The organism is Candidatus Bathyarchaeota archaeon (assembly GCA_023131225.1).
Lineage (GTDB): Archaea > Thermoproteota > Bathyarchaeia > Bathyarchaeales > SOJC01 > JAGLZW01.
The window spans coordinates 1-23,394 of the sequence record JAGLZW010000029.1 but is presented as its reverse complement, the minus strand read 5'-3'; the positions used below and the strand labels follow the sequence as shown (position 1 = coordinate 23,394).

Below are 23,394 nucleotides of genomic sequence, written 5' to 3'. Positions count from 1 at the left end.
CTCCATTCAACATATACTACTTACGTGCTCATAAACGCTCTCAGTCCTGTAATTACCCCCGGTTATCTGAGAGATTTTACTCTCTGCTTGGAATTTTTCTCATGTAGTATCTGTTTCCCTCATATTCAAGCTCTATAAGCTTACCCTCCTGTAAGAGTGTCTCAATGACACGACAGTCCGCACCAGCCTTCCTCAAAAACTCAATAACTGCCGTTTCACGCATGGGATGCACCGCCGTTATGCTCAGTAAGTCTTCTTCAACTTTTCCAGTGAAGGCGAAGGCGTTGCCCTCGTAACCTATCAAGTACTCAACTCTGTTGACGCCAAGTTTCTCGGAGAACACTTGAAAAGCAGTGTTTACGATTTCTTCCTCAGCTGGCTTAGCCCACTTTTCTGTTAGCGGTCTTGTTGGAATGGCAATATACGCCTTATCCAACCTTTTCAATTTTTTCAGAAACTCTGCTATCTTTTCAAATTCGTCTCCATAATTCACGCCATCTATAAGCATTGTTTCACTGATAATTGTTCCTTTAAACTCTTTTGCAAACTCCGTTATCCCTTCTAAAATGATATTTAGTCTTAGATTCTTATGAGGTCTGTTTATTCTTCTCCATAAATCTTCGCTGACGGTGTCTACCTTTAAAGAGACCAAGTTTGCCTCCAGCAAATCTTCCTTTACGTCATCCGACCAAATTAGCGAGGCATTTGTTAAAACAGCTATCGGAATCTCGATTTGCTTTAGCAAGGGTATTTCCCTGCCTAGGCTAAGGTCTAAAGTTGGTTCTCCATCCGGAACAAAGGTCAGATAATCAATCTTTTCGTTCCTTGAAGTTGCTTCAGCAACTTTTCTTTTAACTTTTTTGAAAATGTCTTCCGGCTTATAGAACGGGTGCCTTTCTATTGACATGTTTACGGTTTTTCCTAACTGGCAGTAAACGCATGAGTAAGAGCAAGTCTTTGCCGGGATATTATTTATTCCCAAGCTTCGGCCTAGACGTCTTGACGGAACAGGACCGAAAGCTATGCTTTCCAAATCAACCACTTCCACATGTTATAGGCTGAAAGAGTTTTTCTCAGTCTTTTCTATATTTGTCACCTTAAAATAAATTAATGTATGTTGCTGGTCCTCTTTCAGAACTTAATTTGTGCCCGTAGCGTACGCCTCTTTTAAAGGCTGAGAATAAGAAAGGAGATTTTGCTTCCAAAATTTCAAATGAGGCAAAACCCTCGTAAAGGTAATGAAGATAATGCGCGTCTTCTGTGATGTCACTTATCAAAGCTATCTTGTGCTTGGTTTTGCTTGTATCTCTTCCCACCACTTTTTGGATTCGATTTTTCTAATCAACAGTTCTTCAGCAAACTTCAGTTGTCTCTCGTAAAGGTGAAGATTTTTTGAGTAGGTGACTGTTTTACCTGTTTTTACGCCTATTTCTTTGGCCATGTGTTCCTTTAGAATCTGTATCCCAGCTAGATTGGCTGGTAAACCTGCATAGCAGTCCCAAGATCGGAAGTAGGGGAAGAAGTGTAGTTGATCATCGGATACTTCCGTGTCAATTATAGTTAGACAGGGCGGGGCCTCTAGGTTTAGGTCTTGGGGTAGCCTCAGCACCATGGTGTTTTGTCTGTCACTTTTGAATTCTTTGTATTTCTTTATGACTTCCTCTATTTGATCAACGGGTTTCCTCAGTCTTTCTCCGTAGGTGTAGCTTTCTTCGGGGCTTTTTTCTGGGAGGAAGAGGTAAGATAGGTAAACCTGTTCAACATATTTTATGTCGCACGGAGCCTTCTCATCGATCAAAGGTCGATGCTCTGGGTGAGCTATTTCAAGGGTAACTGACAGTTTCTTTGTTAGGGAGATCTCGGAACCTCTTTCAACCCTAAACGTGTCCCCTTCTCGATAGACTAGATTTACTGCCCGATACCAAGCGCTGGGGAGGTCAAATGCCTTTATCAAGACGTGCTTCATACGTTAAGAATGGATGTTTTGGGTTAAAACCGTTTTGCAGCCACCAAAGGGAGGAAAAAGCGTCAACTTCTCGGAGAATTTTTTCGCTTCTTCTTTGAAAGCCTAGTCAAGAGAGTCAGCGCAAAAGGCTCCTCGTCCACCGCTCTTGTTCTCAGCATTCCAGCTTCCACCGCGCCGTCAAAAATCTTTTTGCCTTTTTCAGTTCGAAGAATTACGAATGTCCAGCCACTAAGTCCTAAGCCACCAGCGGAAATGTCTGCTAGTTCGGCGCTGAAGTCGCTGCAAAGATGGCAGCTCTCCCTAGTATACTGCTTTGCCTCAGACAAGGAAACACTCTTTACTTCGCCTGATTTCAGAGAGACAAGAACTTTCCCTTTAATGTTCATCTTTTCAATGTTGCTCAGGTCGAGACCCATGTTTTCTTTGAGATGCTTTTCAAAAAACCCGTCGTACGTGAAACTTTCTGTGCACATTAATCCAACAGTGAATTGTAGCGGGTTGGAATACTTCTTTAGGGGAAGCATCTGTATTTTCCGAATTGCTTGAATCTGACATGGAGTGCCTACAAAAGCCAAACTCTTCTTTTTCTGTTTCACTCCTTCTTGCAGCGCTAACATGTTTGGCGAGTAAGAGTAGCGGGTTCCGGCGTTTTCCAAAACTTCTTTCGGAGTTGTCGCCAGTTTAGGCATGGGATAAAGAGGCTTGTGTGCTGCGAGTCCTGAAAGGGCTACTCCTTCAATTATGCCGTCTCGCAAGGCGTAAATAAGAATGGCAGTGACAGCACCTCCGTCCTGACACTTTTCTAATACTTTCTTATCAGTTGCTTGAGCTAGAATAAGACGGCGATAGATGCCAAACTCTTCACTTTCCCCCTTTTGTCTTTCAAATACAAATTCTTCTGCCTTAGACCACGACCAATCATATTTTGGGCAGACTTGAGGGCAAATGCCGCAGGTTTCACATTTTTTCACTAGTCTCGGTTGTCCTTCGTTATAATCCAAGCAGTTGAAGGGACATACTACTACGCAAGTGGCGCAGCCTACACATTGGCGACTAGAAACCACATCTTTCTTTAAAGATTCCTCGAAGCCCAACTTACGAGTCTGCATGTTCAACCCTTAAGGAGTGTTATTGTTTAAGGCAGGATCTACATAAATTTCTCGGAGAGGCAAGAAATTTTTTGTGGCTCCTTTTTTTCTCAAGCTTCTTTAAGTGGAGTTGATCCAATGCTTTCCAGTTTGGCTGCAAAACTTTTGAGAACTTCGCTGAGATGCTTTTCGTTGCCCACCGAAGACCGTTCCATCTGTAGCCTTCCAGACTCGATTCCCACAGCTTGAAGCCACTCTTTCATTTGTTTGACGCGTTTCTCAGCAGTGGAGCCTCCAAAAACGTAATGACAATCTTTAGAGTCACAACTTATAACTAGAACTCCATCGGCACCAAGCATGAAAGCGTGGAGGACATGTAGGGGGTCAACTCTGCCGCTGCATTTTACTGGGACAACATGAGTGTTTTGTGGCCATTCAAACCCGTTTGCGTTGTAGGACCAGTTGCAAACAAAAGCTAAGGTTTGAGGTCCCTTTTTAGTTGCCCATGAGGTTGCAGCGTCTTTTATTTGGGCTGAAATTTTCTCATCAGAAAAGTTCTGCATGGTGATCGCTTCTGCTGGACATTCTACAACGCACGTCCCACATCCCTTACACAGGATTAAGTTCACTTTTGCGACAGACTTTTCCACTTTTATCGCGCCATATTCACATACTTTCTCGCAGTTGGCGCAGGCGATGCATCTGTCCTCATCTACAAGTGCGTCATCTGCTTCGCAAAGTTCTTCCATCTCTAAACATTCTGAGCAGGGACCACAGAAGAGACATCTACGGGCTTCTAACAGTCCAGCATCAAGTATCAAACCTAATTCAACCTCTTCAAAGCAACTCACTCGCTCCTCAGGTGCTAGACAACGCATTGTTTGTCTCGGCTTTTTCTTCAAAACGCTTTTCTCTGAAACCCATGTCATCTCAGGAACCTCATTTGTCCTCCCAGCCTTGAGGTCAACTCCTCTTATATAGCGGTCAATAGACACTGCTGCTTTTTTACCAGCAGCGATGGCTTCAATAACAGAGGCGGGGCCAGTGACAGTGTCGCCGCCAGCAAATACACCGGGCGATTTTGTTTCAAGCGTAACTTCGTCTACAATAACTCTGTTTCCTCTCGCCACTTCGATTTCTTTGGGCAAGAAAGAAATGTCAGGCATTTCACCAATGGCAAGCAGCACGGAGTCAACTGGAACGACAAATTCTGAGCCTTTTACTGGTACAGGACGCCTACGACCGCTTTCATCTGGTAGTCCCAGAGCAGTCCTGGTGCATTCTATTCCAATGACCTTGCCATCTTTTCCAAGAATTTTTTTAGGCGCTGCGAGAAAATGGAGCTTTACGCCTTCCAGTTTTGCCTCTTCAACCTCTTTTTGATGGGCAGGCATCTCCTTTTCTGACCTTCTATAAATTATCGTCACTTCATTTGGGCCAAGGCGTCTAACTGTCCGAGCAGCGTCGATGGCAACGTTTCCACCCCCTATAACAGCAATTCTACTTCCGAGCTCAACACGGTTCCCAACATGCACTTCTTTTAGGAAATCGAGAGCATGAAAGACGCCATCTAATTCTTCGCCTTCTAGGTTTATGCTGATACAGTGGTGAGCGCCTGCAGCTATGAAAATTGCGTCGTATCCTTGTCTTTTAATTTCGTCAATGGTCATATCTTTACCAATCGTTGTGTCAACGCGAATTTCCACTCCAGTTTCCCTAATATAGTCAATTTCAGCATCCAACACCATTTCAGGCAACCTATACTCCGGGATGCAGAATCTTAAACTACCCCCAGGCTTTGACGCACTTTCAAAAACTGTTACTGGATATCCAATTTTAGCCAGCTCGTAGGCAGCAGTAAGCCCTGCTGGCCCCGAGCCTATGATAGCGATTTTTTCGCTATGGGTTTTTGGTACTGGCTTTGGTTTTTCTCTAATCCCTGAAGTAAACTCGTAGTCAGCAACCAAACGTTTAAGGGCACGAATTCTGAGCGGTTCGTCAATGTCTTTTCGAGTACACGCATCTTCGCAAGGACTGAAGCAAACTCTGCCGCAAACAGATGGAAAAGGAATAGATTTCCTGATAATTCCTAGGGCTTCTTTGAGTTTTCCTTGAGCAATAAGTGCGATGTAGGCTTGAACGTTTATTCCAGCTGGGCAAGCTTTACGGCAAGGGGGATATTTTTCATCAAGCGTTTTAGAAATGGTAGCCGTAACAAAGTCCTCCTACATTGGTTATTGGATTTTTAGTCTTAGAGAGAATGCTAAAAGGAAAGGAAACAGCAATATTAAACTTGCGTACAAACCACAAAAAGCATGCCCAGCGTTCTCTTATAGGAATTTTTATATCACTGATTCAGCTTTCACTGATTTTCTCTAAGGAGTGACTCTTAGTTGATTATAGTTCAGCAAAAGCCGCTAAAAGAAATTTTTGAAATGACGAAAACCCTCGGGAGTCTTCTAATCGTAGGCTGTGATGGATGCGCTTCCGTAATTCAAGCAGGAGGCAAGAGACAAGCAGAGGTGTTAAAGTCTTTGTTGGAAATGGAGCGAAAAGTGAAAGGAGAAGAAGCACCTAACGTGAAGGCTATATCCATTCTACGTCAATGCGACCGACAGATCACCTCAACAGCCCTTAATCCCTTAATAGAAGACTATGACGCAGTTGTTTGCCTAGGCTGTGGAGTTGGAGTTCAAACTCTCGCAGACCTCTACAAAACGAAGCTGATTATCCCAGCAAACGACACAAAATTCCTCGGGATGCACGACACCAAAGTAGACAAATTCTATGAAATGTGCAGAGCATGCGGCGACTGCATCCTCTTCGAAACAGGCGGTATATGTCCCTTAACTCGATGCGCAAAAAGCCTACTAAACGGCCCCTGTGGAGGACAAACAAAAGGCAAATGTGAAGTAGGCGGATGGAAGAATGACTGTGCGTGGATTCTCATATACAACCGCTTGAAAGAGCGAAACTGTCTGGAGCTATTTACAAAGTTTAGACCTCCAAGAGATTATCAAGTTTCAGAGCATCCCCGCGAACTCGGTGGCGAAACAGAAGAAGAGGAGGCAACAGAATGACGAGAGAGGCATATGGCGAGTTAATGAGGCAAATAAACGCTGGCAAATTCGTTTTTACAGGCGAGCTTGAGCCAGTTAAAACCACAAGTCTCAACGAAGTCATTGAAGGGGCAAAAGTTTTGAAAGATCACGTGGTTGCTATAAATATTACTGATAACCCCACAGCATTTGGCTACATGAACGCACTTGTGCCCTCTTATATGATTCAAAAAGAGGCTGGAGTGGAGGCTGTCTATCAGATGACAACTCGAGATCGAAACCGCTTGGCTTTAATTTCAGATGTACTGGCTGCTGGAGCTTTGGGAATAAAAAACATCTTGGCCCTGACAGGCGACCACACAACAGTCGGCGATACCCCTCAAGCCAAACCAGTTTTCGACCTAGACTCAGCTACCTTCGTATACATGCTAAGAAAAATGATGGATGAAGGCGTAGACCTAAACAACAACGAAATCGAAAAACCCCCGAAATTCAACATCGGCATCGCTGCGGCCCCAAATGCAGATCCGTTAGAACCTGAGCTTCTGAAAATCGAAAGAAAAGTAAAGCTGGGAGTAGATTTTATTCAAACTCAATGTGTCTACAGCGTTGAGCAGGCTAAGAACTTCTTAGATGCTGCTTCTTATCTAAACACTCCGATACTTATCGGCATTGCTCCGTTTAAATCTGTTTCTATGATGAAGTGGATGGTCAAATTTGTGCCAGGTGTAAAAGTTCCGGAGGAAATTCAAGAGACCATTCGCAAGGCTAAAAAGACTGGCGGAAAACAGGCGGTGTACGAGGTGAACATTGATATTTTTGGAGAAATGTTGAGGCAAATTAGGAAAACAACTAATGCTGCGGGTATACATACCATGGCAATTGGTTTTGAATGGATTGTTCCAAAGATAATGGAACGCGCTGGACTCTAGCGAACAGCAATATTTCCAAGGAAGCGTCAAGCAAGAAAAGAATAGTCGCAATTCTAACGTTGCCTTTAACAATATATATTATATAGACCATAGAATAAGCTTGATTAAGCTGGGGTTTGCTTGAACAAAGTTAAGATAGGAGTTTTTAAATGTGGCAATATCGGAACAGCCCCACTACTAGAACTACTTCTTGATGAATTAGCTGACCGCAAAGACATAACAGTGCGAACAGTGACAACTGGTTCCAAAATGAACGTTGAAGCCATTGAAGATGCCATAAAAAAAATCTTTGAATTCACCCCTGACATTGTGCTCTTCGTTTCACCAAACACGTCCGCGCCTGGACCGACCAAAGCCAGAGAGGTTTTATCAAAGAAGAAAGTACCTGCCATTGTTTTCACGGATGGACCTGGAAAACGTGTAAAAACTGAGATGGAAGCACAAGGATTAGGCTACGCAATAATCATGGGCGATCCGCTCATTGGCGCACGAAAAGAATTTCTCGACCCAATAGAGATGGCGATTTTCAACGCAAATGTGATTAAAGTTCTTGCAAGCACCGGGATTTTCAGGTTAGTATTCAAAGAAATCGACAAGTTAATCTCAGCTCTAAAGACCGGATCAAGCCTTTCTATGCCGAGGTTAATAATTGACACCGATAGTGTTCGAGACTCTCAAAGCTTCAAAAATCCGTATGCGAAGGCCAAGGCGATGGCTGCCTATGAATTACTAAAGAAAGTTGCTGAAATCAATATTCGAGCGTGCTTTATCGAGAAAGACAAGGAAAAGTATATCCCCCTTGTCGCGTGTGCACACGAAATCGTTCAAGCGAGTGCCAATTTAGCTGAAGAGGCTAGGGAAATCGAAAAATATGCTGACACGCTGTTAAGAACGCCTCATGCTAAGGATGGTAGACTCAAGACGAAAGATAAATTAATGTTTCCACCAAAGTGAGGGAAGCAAAGAAGAATACAAAATTTTCTGAGGAATGTCCATTCTTGCCGCCACAGTTTATCAAAATGGCTTTTGGATTTTCTTTTTGTCGAAGCTGGGAGATTCGAATAATATTTCTTTTGCGCGCAAAACGGTTGCAGGCGTCCGGCAAAAAACAGAAAAAGAAGGGTAGGTTATTGTCTGCGGGTAAAGCCGTACAAAACCCCAGGGACAATCAATACACCAAAAATGACTATTATACATGGCCAAAACTCAAAATCTGCAGGCAGCAGCCCAGGCAGTTGGGAAAGCTCCCAAAGTATTATTATTATGCCAATGAGCAGACCTACAATTACGCCGCTATGTGGCAAACCAAAGCATTCATCTTCTGCACGCCTTTCCCTTCGACTTCGTCTTCTTTCGGCGCGAGATATATGAAGAGACGCTCCACATTTACTACATACCTCGGCATCATCCTCGTTCTTGAATCCACCGCAAGTCGCAGACTGCATAGAAGTCTTATCAGAATTAGAAACCGAAGAGAAATAAGCAAAATCTAAAATGTAGAAAGCAAAGCTAATACAATCCCTATAAGGTAGAGTTTGTAGAATAAGCGGAGGGGGAATAGGTATGGATGAGAATCTGATTAGAGAGTTTCTAGTTAAGAAGAACATTTTTGCAGTGTTAGGCGCCAGCAGAAACCCTGAGAAGTATGGCCACCAAGTTTATGAAGACTTGCGTAAAGCTGAGTATAGGGTTTATCCAGTGAATCCGAATGCAGGTGAGATTTTAGGGGACAAGTGTTATTCAAGTCTTGAGGAATTGCCTGAAAAGCCAGATGTTGCTAATCTGGTGGTTCCACCAAAAGTATCAGAGCAAGTGGTTAAGACTTGCAAGAAGCTTGGGATAAAGAAAGTGTGGATGCAACCAGGGTCAGAATCTGAAACAGCGATAAACTTCTGCAAAGAGAACGGCATGGATGTCGTCCATGGAGTCTGCGTAATGGTTGAAAGGAGAAGTACACAAAATAGTTGAAAAGTAACAGATGTTTCTCAGTTTTCGCAGAAAGATACGACAAATACGTATTGTTCATCCTCTGTTATGTCAAGGGTTGAAAAATGACACTGATTATCTGCGTTGTTAGTAAAGCAAGGGCAAGAGGAAAAACGGCATTAGTCGAGCGGCTAACTAATAGGTTTAATAGCGAAGGTTTCAGTGTAGCAACAGTCAAGCATACAAGCGGGTCTTTTGACACAGCTAAGAAAGACACTTGGAGACATCTAGAAGCCGGAGCGGTTGTAACAGTAGCCTCCACACCGAACGAGATAGTAGTCATAACCAGAAGGAAAAAACCCTCGCTTGAAAAAGCTTTAGACGCCATTCACGTTGAACCGGAAATAATACTTGTGGAGGGATACAAGAGATCTTCATATTCCAAGATTTTATGTGCAGATACGGCTGAAGAAGGACAAGCCATAATAAAACAGATTTCAAACGTCGTTATGGTCTCAGGCAGAATTTCAGGCAGTGTCAAAGAAAAGGAAAGATTTCAGACAAAGTTTCCTGACATACCAGTATACGATTTTGAGGAGATGGTCTCTGCATTGAAAGGGATGCTAGTCAAATCAATCCTAAGAAGTCTTCCAGGCTTAAACTGCGAGCACTGTGGATACGACTCCTGCCTGGATATGGCGAAAGCAATCGTAGAAGGAGAAGCCACCAAAAAAGACTGCGAAGTGCTGGCTACGAACATCACCACGCTCAAAGTAGACGGTAAAAACATCCCAATAGGAAAATTTCCCCAGCAAATCATCAGAAATCTAGTTATGGCAGTTCTAGATACCCTGAAAGGTGTAGGAAAACATCCACAACATGTAGAGATCACGGTTAAGGCGCCGGAAAAAAATCACAATTAGGACAAAAGTTTTCCAACATAGCAAGGTGATGTCTTCTTTGCTAGAGAGGTGTCTCTCAGAGATTGTTATCCACAAGTCGGGCAAGAGCTGCTGCTTGAGCCTGTGCTGCCGCCCACAAATTCGTTTTCACCGTAGAGTTTCTCCCAACACTCTGAGCACACCTCGATGTGCCCCAACTCTTTGTGGTTGGCTCCCAACAAGGATAAATCCTTTCCATTCTTACCGCAGATATCACATTTCGCCATCTTACTTCTACTCCGACCAATAAACGGAGAAAACGCAGTTCTTAAATCTTTCTCTTGAACTTACGGTTGTAGACATCACTATCTGCTAAAGGATTGAACAAGATTTGACCATGAGGTTTAGAGTGAGTATTGACTATGACAAGTGCGTTGGATGCGGTGATTGTGTAAAATCTTGTGCCTATGGTGTTTTGGAAATTATAGATAATATAGCATATCCGGTCAAACTTGAAAACTGTAAAGGATGCAAAGACTGCTCACAAGAATGCGAAGCAGAGGCAATTAGAGTAGTTCATATATAAAGTTTTAATCAAAACCATGTCCTTTGCCATCCAACTTCACTATTTTTTCTTGAAAGGATAACTTTTCTCGCCAGCTCTAATCGGTACTTCCAGCCAGTTTTCTGGAGGAATGAAAGGGCAGGTGTATGCTTCACTGTAAGCACACCATGGATTATATGCTCTGTTGAGATCGAGAATCCATTTTCCTTCATCCGTGCGGTGTCTCTCCTGTTCTACATCAAGGTATCGACCCGCACCATACGTTTCCTTGCCTGAGGTTTTATCTCTGAAAGGAACCCAAAGTCTTTCCTCTTCACGGGCACTCTTATAGGCCTGAAGTACACATTGCTTCCCGTCAACTTCAAATTTGAATTCGCCCCAACGGATAAATTCTTGTTCTCCACCTTTTGAAGTTGCTACTATTATTTTCTTCTTCTCGTCATGCTCGTCAAGTGCCAGCTCAAAGCGTAAATCTGGATCTGGAGGAAAATAGCTGAGGCCCTTACCAACAAGACTTCTACGTTCTTCACGAGGTACAGGTGATTGAGGATCTAACATAAAAAACCTGTTTTTCTCCTCACGTTCCCTTTCCAGACGGGCTTTCCACTCGGAAATATCCAAAGCGAATTCACCTCTTTCATTCATGATTCTATCGTCTGATAAGATTTAACACTTTGTCTGAAGCACACCTCCTATCAGCCGATTTTAGAAACGCAGGATCATAAGTACATGCATATGTTTTACGAACACATTTTCTGGCTGGAGGGCCGAACATACATTTAGCAAGAACCTGCATAAGAAGTCAGTATGGAGTGGGAGTGAAAAAGAAGGGGAAACCTACGCTGCGCGCGCTACGCAGACACACAATTTCAACCCTTTCTTTTTTTAACAGGAAGAGCGCATGAATGGACAAATATGAAATCCTATCAAATTGCTTTGCGTGCAATGCTTAAAACGGAATTTATTAGGATGAAGCTGCTCTTAAATAGTGAAGAGAAGTTTTGTGGAATGGAGGCAGTTTCAGAGGTTGGGCGTCGAAAACTTCGACAAGCTTTTTAGTCCGAGAAGAATTGCTGTCGTTGGGGCAAGTGACAAAGAAGGATCTGTAGGCTCCAAACTGCTTCGAAACTTGATTGGGGTGGGGTACAAAGGAGCAGTTTACCCCGTTAATTCTTTCAGGCGTACAGTGCATGGCATAACCGCCTACCCAACAATAGAACGAATCCCGCGACAAATAGACCTTGCAATCGTGGCGACACCAGCGCACACTGTTCCACAAATTGTAGAAGAATGTGGAAGGGCAGGAGTTTCAGGAATCATAATTATTTCAGCAGGCTTTGGAGAAGCTGGAGAAGAAGGAGAGAACTTTGAAAAACGAATTCTTGAACTCAGAAATCGTTATAACATGCGTATAATTGGACCTAACAGCCTCGGAGTGATACGCCCAAGTATCAAGCTAAATGCCACCTTTGCCAACAGAGCAGCTAACCTGGGAAAAATAGCTTTTATTTCGCAAAGCGCTGCGTTGTGTACCTCTGTTTTGGATTGGGCTTCCGAAGCTCAAGTAGGATTCAGTGTTGTAGTTTCGGTGGGTTCTATGTTGGATGTAGACTTCGGAGATTTAATCGACTACTTTGGAACTGATGCCCAAACAAGAAGTATCGTGCTTTACGTTGAATCCATCAAGAACGCGAGAAAATTCATGAGTGCAGCAAGAGGTTTTGCCAGAGCTAAACCAATCGTGGTGGTGAAAGCTGGAAGGTTCCGTGAAAGTGCAGAAGCAGCCATATGTCATACCGGTGCCTTATGCGGAGAAGATGCCATTTACGACGCTGCTTTCAAAAGAGCTGGGATCGTCCGTGTTGAAGCGATAAGCGACCTCTTTAATTGTGCTGAAACATTGGCCATGCAGCCGAATCCTAAAGGTTCAAACCTTACAATAATCACCAACGCTGGTGGACCAGGAATTATGGCGACAGATTCTTTGATAGCTAAGGGGGGAAAACTTTCGCCTTTAAGCGATGAAACTGTCCAAGCTTTAAATGAAGTTTTACCTTCTTACTGTAGCAAATTGAATCCCATCGACGTCCTAGAGGAAGCCACCACTGATAGGTTTAGAAAGGTTATGGAAATCTGCTTTAGAGACCCAGCCACTGATGGCTTTTTAATTATTTATACTCCTCAAGGAGCATCCGACCCGGTTGAGACTGCAAAGGCGATAGTGGAGCTTTCAAAGAAAACTACGAAACCGATTCTCACTTCCTTGATGGGTGAAGATAGCTGTTGGAAAGCAAGAAAAATTTTGCGTAAGAACGGTATTCCAGCCTTTACGACCCCTGAACAGGCGGTCTCTACTTTCGTGTACATGTGGAGTTATGCGCAAAATTTAGAGCTTTTATATGAAACCCCTGAAGAACTTTCAATCGAGCTGTCAATCCCAGTATTTCTTAGAGAGGTGTTACAAAAGGCGTTTGAGGAAGGACGCACGGTCTTAACAGAGCCGGAATCAAAACAATTTCTTCAAGCATATAAAATCCCAACAATAAAATCTGTAGTTGCCAAAACTTCTAAAGGAGCTGTTGACGTCGCTTCAAAAATCGGGTACCCTGTTGTAATGAAAGCTTTCTCACCGCAGATAACTCATAAATCAAGGGTTGAAGGAGTTATTCTGGATGTGCGTTCAAAAGAAGAGGTTGCGAAATCTTTTAAAGATTTGGCTCAGAAAGTCAAAAAATACATGCCCCAAGCAGAATTTCAAGGTGTAATACTTCAACCAATGGTTAAGAAGAGAGGATACGAACTGTTAATTGGGTCTAAGAAAGATCCGTATTTTGGTTCTGTCATTGTATTTGGAATGGGGGGCGTGGCTGCCGAGTTACTGAAAGATGTAAGCATAGGGTTTCCGCCGTTAAATCAGGTGCTCGCAAGAAGGTTGATGGCGAAAACAGCAATATACAAACTCGTTTCCGACAAAAATGACCACCGTGTCAACATAAAGCTCCTTGAAGAAATCTTGGTGAAGTTTTCTCAACTTGTGATAGACTTTCCTGAAATAAAAGAAGTTGACATAAACCCTTTAATAGTTGACGAGGACGACGCTGTAGCTGTAGACACTCGTATAGTGATAGATACCGACAGAATTTCAGCTGAAGTTCAACCCTACGAACATCTAGTGATTGCTCCTTACCCAAAAAGGTACACCACTCAATGGAAACTAAAAGATGGAGAACCCGTTGTTCTTCGCCCTATAAAACCTGAAGATGAAATCCTCCTCAACGAGTTATATCAATCCTTTTCTGAAGAAACGATGCGTTTCCGGTTCTTCCAAATAATTAGAGAAATGTCCCATGATACTTTGACCCGATATTGCAACATAGATTATAACCGAGAAATTGCCATAGTAGCTGAAGTTGAAGAGGGCAAGAAAAGAAAAATTATCGGCGTGGCTCGACTTATTCTACAGCCAGGTCGTAAACTTGGAGAGTTTGCAGTTGTTGTAGGAGACCAGTGGCAAGGGCTTGGCTTAGGGTCTAAGCTAGTTGACTACATAGTTGAGATTGGCAAAGATATGGGGCTGGAAAGCGTCTGCGGCGACATTATGTCAAGGAATCTTAAAATGTTTCATTTGTGTACGAAGAAAGGGTTCAAAATGGAGCCCCTAGATGAAGAAGTTACGAGGGCAACGCTTGACCTGAAAACTTGATTGCACGAGTATCTGCAAAGGAAAACGTTGGCAAGATAACTACAACGCCAGAATCTTAAGAATAGGTTTGCACACTCTACGCAACTGGAAAGCTACAACGGAATATCATAAGGCAAAGGACATAATCTGCGTCCAGCGAATGCTTGGATATAGAGACATAAAATCAACAATGCTATACATCAACCTTGAACACGCCTTGTTCCAAGGTATAAACGATGAGTTTCATGTGAAAACTGCAAAGACTGTTGAAGAGGCTTGTAAGCTGGTAGAAGTTGGTTTTGAATACGTCACTATCGTAGATGGGGTTCAAATCTTTCGGAAGCGCAAATGACTGTCGAAAATTATACTGTATTTCCACAGTATTATTACATATATCGTAATATAGGTTAAATCTTTTAAGTACAAAGACATACACAAGTAACAAATAACTATGACAGGCGAGATTTCAATGGGAGAAAAAGTAAAGGAGAAGCAACTGGAAGAGCAGATTACAAAGGTCCTTACAACCTCCGAAATTGCAGCAATTAAAAAGATGCTTGAGAAAGACCACGCTATTGATTGTCTGTTTCTTTTGATTTTGGACAAGGGAAAATGGAAGAAGGCCAAGACCTACATGAATAAACATAATCTCACACTGAGTGACGGTACATATAGGTCCCGTATGATAGAAATTACTCAACTGGGCTTGGCGAAGGCTATTCCTATCGATCCTCTCAAGAAGAAGTACGCTATCACGAAGAAGGGTAAGAAGCTTGCTTTAGCGTTGCTTGAGTTGCTTCAAAACGTCTAGTTGAAAACGATAATTTTGTTTGTTCAATGTTGGGAACGGTGCCTTCCTACTGGGCGTTGCGTAGTTTGCAGTTTCTGAGAGATGTTCTTACTGGTATCGATTCAAAAATAGACGTTTCCTTTCTGGACATTAGTATTGAAAAGATTTGAGTAAAGGTTTCTTGCTGCTTAGGCGTTTGAAGCGTTGGTATAGTTGTAAAGCATGTACTCAGCTTGATGTGTCTGAGCGGGCGTCTTTAGCTTTTCCCTTTTTGTCTTTTCACTATTTGTCTAGCTGCAATTACGCCTGAAACCGATGCTTGAACTAGTCCTCGCGTCAATCCCGCCCCATCCCCAATAGTAAATAAGTTATGAATCGGCGTCTCCAAACATTCATTTAACTCTAGTCTTGACGAATAAAACTTCACCTCAACTCCATACAACAATGTATCCCTCGAAGCCAACCCCGGCGCAATTCTATCCAAAGCCTCCAACATTTCCCGGATATCCACCAAGTACCGATATGGCAAAACAAAACTCAAATCCCCAGGTGTTGCACTCTTCAATGTAGGCACTACTGTACTGCGACTAATCCTCTCCTCGGTTGACCGTCGCCCCGCCTCCAAATCCCCTAACCGTTGAATAATAACTCCTCCACTCAACAAGTTAGTCAACCGCGCAATATACTTACCATACGCAATAGGCTCCTTGAACGGCTCAGTAAAACTCGTGCTCACCAGAATAGCAAAATTGGTATTCGCGCTCCTCCTCTCCGAATAGCTCTGCCCATTCACCGTTAAAATACCATCATAGGACTCCGTGATAACCTCTCCATACGGAGCAACACAAAAAGTCCTGATAACATCATCAAAAAATTTTGAATAGTAAAAAAGCTTCGGCTCATACAAAACCCTCGTCAACTCCTCCAGAACCGGAGCTTGAACCTCCACCCGAACCCCCACATCAACAGGGTTGTTCAACGTTTTCAAACCCAAAGCCTGAGCCTCACACTTCAACCACTCAGCTCCACTTCGTCCGGGCGCGACAACTACATACTTCGCAAAAAACCTCTCGCCGCTAACTGTTTCAACGCCCTCAACATGTTTATCCCTGACAATAAGCCCCTTCACCTCACTCCTAGTTCTCACCTCCACTTTAGTATCCAAGAAACTCCGCATTTTCCGAAGCGTCTCAGCACACTTCTCGGTCCCCATGTGACGAACCTTTTGTCGAACCAGTTTCAAACCTGCAAGAGACGCCTTCCGCTCAATTTCCTCAATTTGATTCACGTCAACTCCATAAACGTTGTTCGGAGCACCAAATTTAGTGTAAATTCCATCAACATACTCAATCAGCCCTTGAAGCTCCTCCTCAGTAATGAATTTGCCGAGCCAACCACCCACCTCCGTAGAAAGCGTCAACTTCCCATCACTGAACGCGCCCGCACCACCCCAACCATGAAGAACATGACATGGATCACAGTTAAGACATCCAAGCCCTCTACTAGCAGGACACTTACGCTTTTCAAGATCTACGCCTTTGTCGAGAATCAGAATATTCAGCGACGTATTTTCCATAAGCTCTAAGGCTGAGAAGATACCAGCTGGCCCAGCACCCACAATTACGACGTCATATTTCAAGAGCCATCCACCAAAGACCTTACACAAAATAGCCTAACTATAATAAAAGTTTATAGATACTATTTCAGTTTGTGAACGTCTACTACATATTCAAAGAATAGTAAAATCAGAGCAACTTTATTATTGAGAATAGAAATCCTTCGGTTACCGTTTGTAGTCTTTTAATTATATATCATTACTAGCCTTTCTTATTTGAGAGTTGGTGGGGCTATCGCGAAAGTCAGTTTATGGGCATATGATAATGCGTACAAAGAATACGTGCGCGTTATAATCAGTTAAACATGATACAAACCATTTAAGCTCAGAACATTTAGTCTTCAATAACCAGATTCATTGGGACTTGTGGCAATGTTTGGCATCGAAATTTTCTAGTCTTCTATTCTTAGTTGGAGAGTCCTTTTGGTGGCGGGAAGTCTTCTCTATATTCAAGGTCCCAAAAGATATCTGAATTTCGAGGATGAATACTTGGGAGGCTGGAGCAGAAAGATAAACGCCCAAGAACAGAAAGAAGTGGTGTGGTACAACCCAGGGAAGTTTTATCTTTATGGTGAAAATCTGACAGTTTTAGTGCAGTTATATGCACCATCAATCTCAGAAGGAGATAGAGTCTGCTTATATATTCTTAATGAATCACTGTTGACTCTATGGAAGGAAAAAGAGATTCGTCAACAGTGTCGTCTCTCAGAACCTGAGTAATAATGCATGCATTCGATAATCGCGCAGAAATTCCCCAAGAAGTAGGCGATTTTGCAATACTTCTTCATGGCGGCTATTCAAAAAGAAAAGCCCTACTGTTGAATGTTCTATCTAGTTTAAGCACTGTACCGGCAGCAATTTTGGCTTATTATGCTTTAGAGATTATGAGTTCTGCTATTCCTTACGTTATGGCGTTTTCAGCAGCGAGTTTTCTTTATATTGCCTTAACGGATTTATACCCCGAACTACATCAAAAAGTAGGATTCGGGTCTGCTATCCGACAATTCTTTATGATTATGGCTGGAATTGGAACCATGATCCTGTTCCTTCAATTTCGCCCTTGAGTTAATTGAGTCGGAGTCTATCATCGGTGGAAAAAGAAGCAAGGACAAGAAGCCAAAACTGCTGAATGTTATTCAAACAATTGAAATTATTCTCCAAGCTAAACCAGCAAATAGAAGACCGTAGACTGTTGACGTTATTGTTAAAATTATCGCTCTTTTGAATCCAAATTCTTTGATAAGCATTCCTAAAGCAATCATGCATGGAATCCCAAGGGTAGTTGCTACACCAAAAGTATAAATTTGGAGAGGAGTTAAAACAAAAGATATTTTACTGCCCAAAACCGACAAAAGCATTGCCCCAGTTAAGTCTTTTTGTAAAAATCCAAATATCATAGGGATAATGGTTATAGTAGGCAATCCTAACCAAGTAGTGATTGGCGAAAGGGGTTCTACTACAATTTGGGTAAGGCCTGATATATCCAAAATTCCATAAGCTATTCCCCCAAGTGCCAACAGTGGTATAACTATATACACAAAGTCCTTCATTCTAATCCAGCTTTTAGCAAAAACATTTTGGATCAAGGGTTTCCGATAAGGGGGTAGTTCTAAGAGCAAGGGTTCACTCTTTATCTGAATAACTTTCTTAATTGCGAAAGCCCAGATTAGACCAGCAACAAACGAAGTAGCGAAAACAGAAAGAGCCAACTTAATACCTCCATAAAAACCGACTATACCCATTATTATGGCGATCCTGCTGGAGCAAGGTACAAAAGCAAATAATGAGGCGGTATGAAATTGTTCTTTCTCAGATGACAAAACTCTGGTAGCTCTAGTTGCTGGTGCGGTGCAACCCAAGCCTAATGCCAATGGAATAAATGATTTCCCAGGGAGACCCATTTTCTTCAAAAACCATTCGGCATTAACAGTAAATCTGGAAAGAAGACCTATGTCTTCTAATAAGCCTAAGAGCAAATAGAACAAGAAAACATAAGGCAAAGCAATGGAAACACCAATTGTAATTCCAGTTAAACCATTAACTAATACTATAGTAAGAATAGAATGCTCCGCTGTAGTAAGGGAGGATAAAAGGCTTTCTGTAAAGTTCGTAAGAACACCTTGTATCAGGTTGCCAAGATATAATATCATTCCAAATATAGCGAGAAGGAATAAACCTGTAGTCAGTGGACCCCAAATTCTATGCAGGAGAACTCCGTCAACCTCGTCTTGTAATTCCTTTTCTTTTTCTAAAGGAATTATTCGGGTAACTTTTGCTGCAATAAATGAGGCTGTACCATATCTGGTTATTGCTATATCTTCTGCAGTTTTTGGGTGCTCTTCCAAACTTTCTCTGACTTCTGCAACGATTCTTTCATCCTTCAAAAACTCATAAAAATCTTCGTCTCCTTCTAAAATTCTTATTGCTATGAACCTACTCGGTATAGACGTTTCTTTCATCTGTGAGGATATTTCATCTATGGCGTTTTCTATATGATCATTATATTCAAGAGTGAAAGCCCTCTTCGATATTTTTTTAATTTCTGCAACTGAATCCACAAGTTTACCTATTCCCTTTTTTGTTAAAGGGTTTACAGGAACAACGGGAACATGAAGAATCCCTTTCAGTTTTTCACAGTCAATTCTTATTCTTTTCTTTTCAGCATCTTCTACAAAATTCAAAGCTAGAACAGTGGGAATTTGGGCTTCTAGTATTTGCAACGCCATATAAAGGCTTCTTTCAAGAGAGATCGCATCAGCAATTACTATTACCCCATCAGCTTCTTCTTCAAACAAAGCCCTTTCAGTTACTTTTTCTTCTTCACTTCTGTCGGAAATAGAGTATATTCCAGGAGTATCTACAAACTCTATTCTTATTTTGTCAAAACTTTTTTTGGCTTTTGTTATCTCAACAGTAGTTCCAGGGTAGTTGGATACTGTAACTCTTGGACCAACCAGTGCATTAAGTAACGAAGACTTCCCTACATTTGGCTGGCCAATCAAAAGTATTTTAAGATTATTCATATTCCACCGCTTTAATCTCTTTTGCTATATTTTTGTCCATGGCAAATTTTTTGTTTTTTATTTTCACAACAATGCCATCAGGAATTTCATTTGTTACTATTACCTTTTCCCCTAGAAATACCCCCATACTGACTATTCTCTCGAATAATCCATAATCGGAAAACGTGATGTCGGTGATCATGCCTTCTTTGTTAAGTTCAAGTTTTGTTAGAGGAACACCTTCCTTTTTCAAGGTTGACAACTTCTTTATGTTGTTAATAACTTCTCCAGAAACGTAATGTTCAAGAATGTTAGCTGCAGTATGTGCTCCAATTTTGCTTCCTGTTTTTTCAAGATAATCCTCAAGAACAAAATATTTATCTAAAATATTCTTTGCATTTTCTTGTCCCAGTTCAGTTAGTGAAATAAAATTTTCTTGGATTGCTATTAAATCGTCCCTTTCAAGTTCTTCAAGTGCTTCAGATATAAGGGGATGGGCGACCTTAATTTCATCTTCCATAATTTCTAATGAAGTCTTCTTACTTCTTTCACCTAATATTCTTAGGATATCCTCTTTCACTATTTTTAAAACATCTGGTTCCTTGGGCGTATTACCACTAAGATTATCGAAGGTTCCCTCGTAGGCTATCATTTAATCCCCCCTTTGATATGTAGGAACAAGCAGTTAGCCTTTTTCTAAATATGCCTTGTGCACGCGCAATTAAGAGCTTTCCATAGTGCTTCCAGAAATTGACAGCCTTTGCGAGAAAAATGATTTGAATGAAGAACATTATTATTGACAAATCTAGTAATACGTTGTGAAAATCGGCTTAATAGAATAGAAGTGATTAATTCCCAGACTAGCCTAACTACAATATATCTTTAGTGTCTTTCAAATTCGGGAATAAAATTTAGTTTGTCCACTAACAAAACCCGCAAGTACAGGTTTTCTCAAGCTTCTGGCTCCATGAATTTTGCATTCCACTAGTCTTTGATGGCCTCTAAAAGGCTCATCACGTTCCAAAGCTTAACCCGAGTATAAGGCGGCATGTTTGGGTCTTGAAGAATCTCGTCAAGAATAGAAATCGCATTTGAAGCCTTCACAGCAGGAGTTAATTCTCCACTCTGAAGTGTCGCCATCGACTCTTTGGCAGCCCGCCTTATGTTCCGTGGAGTTGTTGTGTCTTCAGAAATCTGACCTAGCACTACCATAGCTTGTCCCGTTCTCTCTTCATATTCCTTTAATTTCTTCTTACTCACCATAAGCTGTGCCTCCACTCGACAAAATTGAGAGCAAGCCTCAAATTAACCAGCAGTAATATTACTATTTGAGGTTTTAAACTTGTCTAAGAAGTCCAGTGACATTCAACACATGGTTGACATGCTAAAGCAAGGCGCCACGCTTACGGAGCTTGCTTGTCCAGCGTGTGCGTCCCCCTTGTTTAGGTTTAAAGGCGGGGAGCTGTGGTGCGCCAAATGTGAAAAACGCGTCATTGTCGTGAAAGAAGGTGAAAATGCGGAAAAGGTGACGAGTCAGGTGCGGTTAAGCGCTCTTGAGAGTACGATACTAGTGAAGATACAGGCTGTTGAAAAGAGGATTAGGGAAGAGGAGAATGTGGAGGAGCTGCAAAAGCTTAATGCGGCTTTAGCTTCGCTTTTGGAGAATCTCGAAAGGTTAAAGAAACTGAAGGAAACCTAAGTGTCAAGCATGTTGGGGCGTTACGAGAACTTTCCAAAGATTATTCACGGTGTCGCTCGTTTTTCTTACAGAGCTTCGTCGAAGAAGGTTCAACAGGTGATAGTGTCGGTTTTTCATCGGCTAAACCAAAAAAGGTGTAGGCTTGAGGAAATAGCTCATTCTTCTCCAGCAGAATGCGAGGTAGATTTTGAGTTCGGCGTTGGAGACGGCAATGTGTTCACTTTTCTGGATAAAAGCGAGTTAGCTGTGTTGGAAGCCGAAATCGCTGGGAAAGCGTTGATTTTTCTGGATTTTTTATGCGTTCTTCAGTATCACATTGTTGATAAGTTAGGGAAACGTGCCCCATTGAAGTTTGATTATTATCTGATGCGGTTTGCGTTTGGAAGGAATTATATGGAGTTCTTGATTTCTTATGAGCGTGGACCGCAACGGGTTCATGTTGAAGATTTGATAGGCTTTTTAACGGTGCATATCAGGAGTAAACTGACTGACCGGCATTCTGTTGCTCTAAGACTTGAAGATACGAGGACAATCTAACGTTTCTCTAGAAACCTCAAAACAATGTTTTCGATTGTTTGTGCCACTTCTCTTATTGAGGCATTTCCATAGACCTTTATAAGCTGCTTATCCTCCACCAGCTTTAGGTAGAGCTCTCTAACATCCCTCTGTGTCTGAAGTGTCTCCATAACCGTTTTTCTTCGTTTGATGCGGTTGATTACGATATCTGGTGGTACGTCGATGTAAATTGCGAGGTCAGGTTTGATAGCATGCTTGTTGATTTCTTTTATCCACTCTATGTTGACATCTGCTGCTCCTTGGTACGCGAGGGAAGAGTAAACATAGCGGTCGCAGACTATGATTTTTCCTGCTTTGAGAAGTGGTTTTATTTCGTTTTCGATGTGATAATCACGGTCTGCTGCGAAGAGCACAGCCTCTACTACTGTTGGAACACGGATGTTTCCTTGAAGTATATTTTTTCTTATTATATTGCCATAGATGCCTTTGCTTGGTTCAGTGGTGTAGACGGCATCGTAACCTTTCCTTGTCAGAGTTTTTACAAGGCGGCGTGCTTGAGTGGTCTTTCCACTGCCATCGATGCCCTCAACGCATATGAACACGCCATGACGCTCAGCTGCCGCCACTTAAATCAATCCTCTGCTGCCTAGCATTGTTGATTCTAAAGCTGACTGCTTAAATAGTAATAACTAAGATAAAAATTGGAGCGTTACACTCATGGGTCAACGCTGGGGCGAAATAAAAGACCCGGTTCACGGATACGTCTACATAAACGAGACAGAGAGGGATATTATAGATTCCTTCCCAATGCAACGTCTCCACAGACTTCGTCAACTCGCAGGCGCGGAATATGTCTACCCGGGCGCCAACCACACCCGCTTTGAACATTCCATCGGCACCATGTACCTAGCTCAAAAACTGACAGAAAACTCCAACCTCTCTCAATACCTATCGAAAGAAGAAGCTCAAACGATTCACTTCGCAGCTCTACTTCACGACGTAGGACACGGGCCATTCTCACATGTCTTTGAGCATTTACTTGAGAAATTTCTCGATAAAACTCACGAAGAAATGACCGTTTGGATAGTTCAGAAATCTGAACTAAGTGACATCTTAGAAAAAGCAGGATACGACGCAAAAACAGTAGCAAAACTCGCTACAGGCTCGCTACACCTAAAAGGAAAAATGTTCATGGACCAAATAATCCAAAGCGCCGTTGACGTTGACAAGCTTGACTTCATCGTCAGAGACTCCTACCATACTGGCGCAGAATATGGAAACGTAGACGTTTTCCGCATAATCCACATGCTAGACGTCCTCAACGACAACATAGCAGTCGACTCTGGTGCTCTCTCCGCCCTCGAATCTTTCATATTAGCCCGGATAGAATCCTTCAAAAGCATCTACTTCCACCGCGTAAGCAGAGCCGCCCAAATAATGCTCGCAACAGCCATGGAAAAAGCAAAAGACGAACTAAACCTAATCAATTTCAAAACACCCGAAGAATACCTAGCCCTAAACGATTACACCGTCTGGACAATGCTGAAACTGTGCAAAAAATCCAGCAAAATCATGAAAAACCTAGAAAGGCGGCAGTTGCTCAAATGCGCCTACGACCAAACCTTCCATGTCAAAGACAAAACAGTTTCAAATCTTTTCAGCGCTGAAGAAAT

The 23,394-nt window shown here is 42.2% G+C and carries 26 protein-coding genes; 14 read left to right on the top strand and 12 right to left on the bottom strand.

Annotated features, from left to right (window positions below; genetic code table 11):
- Window positions 1-76 precede the first annotated feature (76 nt).
- The 4 genes from KAU88_07510 to KAU88_07495 all read right to left on the bottom strand — a co-directional run bounded on the left by KAU88_07510 (window position 77) and on the right by KAU88_07495 (window position 5,021).
- Complete coding sequence (locus tag KAU88_07510) at window positions 77-1,033, bottom strand: radical SAM protein (GenBank protein ID MCK4478356.1); 957 nt, start codon at window positions 1,031-1,033, stop codon at window positions 77-79.
- A 246-nt stretch (window positions 1,034-1,279) separates the two neighbouring features.
- A complete protein-coding gene (locus KAU88_07505; GenBank protein ID MCK4478355.1) occupies window positions 1,280-1,966 on the bottom strand; it encodes a thymidylate synthase in 687 nt (228 codons plus the stop codon).
- A gap of 62 nt (window positions 1,967-2,028) precedes the next feature.
- Window positions 2,029-3,075, bottom strand: coding sequence for a Coenzyme F420 hydrogenase/dehydrogenase, beta subunit C-terminal domain (locus tag KAU88_07500; protein MCK4478354.1), 1,047 nt, complete (start codon window positions 3,073-3,075; stop codon window positions 2,029-2,031).
- Between the two features lie 89 nt (window positions 3,076-3,164).
- The gene (locus tag KAU88_07495) at window positions 3,165-5,021 is read right to left on the bottom strand and encodes an FAD-dependent oxidoreductase (GenBank protein MCK4478353.1); all 1,857 of its coding nucleotides are present in this window, start codon (window positions 5,019-5,021) and stop codon (window positions 3,165-3,167) included.
- A gap of 426 nt (window positions 5,022-5,447) precedes the next feature.
- On the opposite strand from KAU88_07495, the gene KAU88_07490 reads away from it, so the two are divergent.
- The 3 genes from KAU88_07490 to KAU88_07480 all read left to right on the top strand — a co-directional run bounded on the left by KAU88_07490 (window position 5,448) and on the right by KAU88_07480 (window position 7,999).
- The gene (locus tag KAU88_07490; protein MCK4478352.1) at window positions 5,448-6,134 is read left to right on the top strand and encodes a methylenetetrahydrofolate reductase C-terminal domain-containing protein; all 687 of its coding nucleotides are present in this window, start codon (window positions 5,448-5,450) and stop codon (window positions 6,132-6,134) included.
- The gene (locus KAU88_07485; protein ID MCK4478351.1) at window positions 6,131-7,045 is read left to right on the top strand and encodes a methylenetetrahydrofolate reductase; all 915 of its coding nucleotides are present in this window, start codon (window positions 6,131-6,133) and stop codon (window positions 7,043-7,045) included. Before KAU88_07490 ends, KAU88_07485 begins: the two co-directional genes overlap by 4 nt.
- 120 nt (window positions 7,046-7,165) lie before the next feature.
- Window positions 7,166-7,999, top strand: a complete 834-nt coding sequence (locus KAU88_07480) for a F420-dependent methylenetetrahydromethanopterin dehydrogenase (GenBank protein ID MCK4478350.1) — start codon at window positions 7,166-7,168, stop codon at window positions 7,997-7,999.
- Window positions 8,000-8,172: 173 nt separating this feature from the next.
- Here the strand turns inward: KAU88_07480 and KAU88_07475 are convergent, their stop codons facing one another.
- Complete coding sequence (locus tag KAU88_07475) at window positions 8,173-8,490, bottom strand: zinc ribbon domain-containing protein (GenBank protein MCK4478349.1); 318 nt, start codon at window positions 8,488-8,490, stop codon at window positions 8,173-8,175.
- Window positions 8,491-8,608: 118 nt separating this feature from the next.
- Here KAU88_07475 and KAU88_07470 point away from each other — a divergent pair, with 118 nt between their 5' ends.
- Window positions 8,609-9,013: a CoA-binding protein gene (locus tag KAU88_07470; GenBank protein MCK4478348.1), complete on the top strand. Its 405-nt coding sequence runs from the start codon at window positions 8,609-8,611 to the stop codon at window positions 9,011-9,013.
- Between the two features lie 83 nt (window positions 9,014-9,096).
- Entirely contained in the window at window positions 9,097-9,894 is a 798-nt protein-coding gene (gene mobB / locus KAU88_07465; protein MCK4478347.1) for a molybdopterin-guanine dinucleotide biosynthesis protein B, read from the top strand.
- 65 nt (window positions 9,895-9,959) lie between these two features.
- Here the strand turns inward: mobB and KAU88_07460 are convergent, their stop codons facing one another.
- Window positions 9,960-10,139: a hypothetical protein gene (locus KAU88_07460; protein ID MCK4478346.1), complete on the bottom strand. Its 180-nt coding sequence runs from the start codon at window positions 10,137-10,139 to the stop codon at window positions 9,960-9,962.
- A gap of 110 nt (window positions 10,140-10,249) precedes the next feature.
- Here KAU88_07460 and KAU88_07455 point away from each other — a divergent pair, with 110 nt between their 5' ends.
- A complete protein-coding gene (locus KAU88_07455; GenBank protein ID MCK4478345.1) occupies window positions 10,250-10,438 on the top strand; it encodes a 4Fe-4S binding protein in 189 nt (62 codons plus the stop codon).
- A gap of 39 nt (window positions 10,439-10,477) precedes the next feature.
- Here the strand turns inward: KAU88_07455 and KAU88_07450 are convergent, their stop codons facing one another.
- Window positions 10,478-11,062: a DUF1684 domain-containing protein gene (locus tag KAU88_07450; protein MCK4478344.1), complete on the bottom strand. Its 585-nt coding sequence runs from the start codon at window positions 11,060-11,062 to the stop codon at window positions 10,478-10,480.
- 358 nt (window positions 11,063-11,420) lie between these two features.
- Between KAU88_07450 and KAU88_07445 the strand changes: the two genes are divergently transcribed.
- The 3 genes from KAU88_07445 to KAU88_07435 all read left to right on the top strand — a co-directional run bounded on the left by KAU88_07445 (window position 11,421) and on the right by KAU88_07435 (window position 14,910).
- Window positions 11,421-14,120 (top strand): bifunctional acetate--CoA ligase family protein/GNAT family N-acetyltransferase, encoded by a 2,700-nt coding sequence (locus KAU88_07445; GenBank protein ID MCK4478343.1) that lies wholly within the window; start codon window positions 11,421-11,423, stop codon window positions 14,118-14,120.
- Between the two features lie 67 nt (window positions 14,121-14,187).
- The gene (locus KAU88_07440) at window positions 14,188-14,451 is read left to right on the top strand and encodes a hypothetical protein (protein ID MCK4478342.1); all 264 of its coding nucleotides are present in this window, start codon (window positions 14,188-14,190) and stop codon (window positions 14,449-14,451) included.
- A gap of 117 nt (window positions 14,452-14,568) precedes the next feature.
- Entirely contained in the window at window positions 14,569-14,910 is a 342-nt protein-coding gene (locus KAU88_07435) for a hypothetical protein (protein MCK4478341.1), read from the top strand.
- 235 nt (window positions 14,911-15,145) lie between these two features.
- Here the strand turns inward: KAU88_07435 and KAU88_07430 are convergent, their stop codons facing one another.
- Window positions 15,146-16,528 (bottom strand): NAD(P)/FAD-dependent oxidoreductase, encoded by a 1,383-nt coding sequence (locus KAU88_07430; GenBank protein MCK4478340.1) that lies wholly within the window; start codon window positions 16,526-16,528, stop codon window positions 15,146-15,148.
- Between the two features lie 402 nt (window positions 16,529-16,930).
- On the opposite strand from KAU88_07430, the gene KAU88_07425 reads away from it, so the two are divergent.
- The gene (locus tag KAU88_07425; GenBank protein MCK4478339.1) at window positions 16,931-17,224 is read left to right on the top strand and encodes a hypothetical protein; all 294 of its coding nucleotides are present in this window, start codon (window positions 16,931-16,933) and stop codon (window positions 17,222-17,224) included.
- 2 nt (window positions 17,225-17,226) lie between these two features.
- Window positions 17,227-17,568, top strand: a complete 342-nt coding sequence (locus KAU88_07420) for a ZIP family metal transporter (protein MCK4478338.1) — start codon at window positions 17,227-17,229, stop codon at window positions 17,566-17,568.
- 72 nt (window positions 17,569-17,640) lie between these two features.
- On the opposite strand, the gene feoB is transcribed toward KAU88_07420, so the two are convergent.
- The 3 genes from feoB to KAU88_07405 all read right to left on the bottom strand — a co-directional run bounded on the left by feoB (window position 17,641) and on the right by KAU88_07405 (window position 20,769).
- Window positions 17,641-19,527, bottom strand: a complete 1,887-nt coding sequence (feoB, locus tag KAU88_07415) for a ferrous iron transport protein B (protein MCK4478337.1) — start codon at window positions 19,525-19,527, stop codon at window positions 17,641-17,643.
- Window positions 19,520-20,158: a FeoA domain-containing protein gene (locus KAU88_07410; GenBank protein ID MCK4478336.1), complete on the bottom strand. Its 639-nt coding sequence runs from the start codon at window positions 20,156-20,158 to the stop codon at window positions 19,520-19,522. Before KAU88_07410 ends, feoB begins: the two co-directional genes overlap by 8 nt.
- A 332-nt stretch (window positions 20,159-20,490) precedes the next feature.
- Window positions 20,491-20,769, bottom strand: coding sequence for a UPF0147 family protein (locus tag KAU88_07405; protein MCK4478335.1), 279 nt, complete (start codon window positions 20,767-20,769; stop codon window positions 20,491-20,493).
- A 79-nt stretch (window positions 20,770-20,848) separates the two neighbouring features.
- On the opposite strand from KAU88_07405, the gene KAU88_07400 reads away from it, so the two are divergent.
- Together KAU88_07400 and KAU88_07395 are read left to right on the top strand one after the other, a co-directional pair.
- Window positions 20,849-21,205 carry a hypothetical protein gene (locus KAU88_07400; GenBank protein MCK4478334.1) on the top strand — a complete coding sequence of 119 codons (357 nt, stop codon included), beginning with the start codon at window positions 20,849-20,851 and terminating at the stop codon, window positions 21,203-21,205.
- On the top strand, window positions 21,206-21,742 hold the full coding sequence (locus KAU88_07395) for a hypothetical protein (GenBank protein ID MCK4478333.1): 537 nt from the start codon (window positions 21,206-21,208) through the stop codon (window positions 21,740-21,742).
- Here KAU88_07395 and KAU88_07390 read toward each other — a convergent pair.
- Window positions 21,739-22,347 (bottom strand): dTMP kinase, encoded by a 609-nt coding sequence (locus tag KAU88_07390; GenBank protein MCK4478332.1) that lies wholly within the window; start codon window positions 22,345-22,347, stop codon window positions 21,739-21,741. The two genes, KAU88_07395 and KAU88_07390, sit on opposite strands and share 4 nt — an antisense overlap.
- Before the next feature lie 91 nt (window positions 22,348-22,438).
- Between KAU88_07390 and KAU88_07385 the strand changes: the two genes are divergently transcribed.
- A partial coding sequence (locus tag KAU88_07385; protein MCK4478331.1) for an HD domain-containing protein occupies window positions 22,439-23,394 on the top strand: 956 nt, incomplete at its 3' end.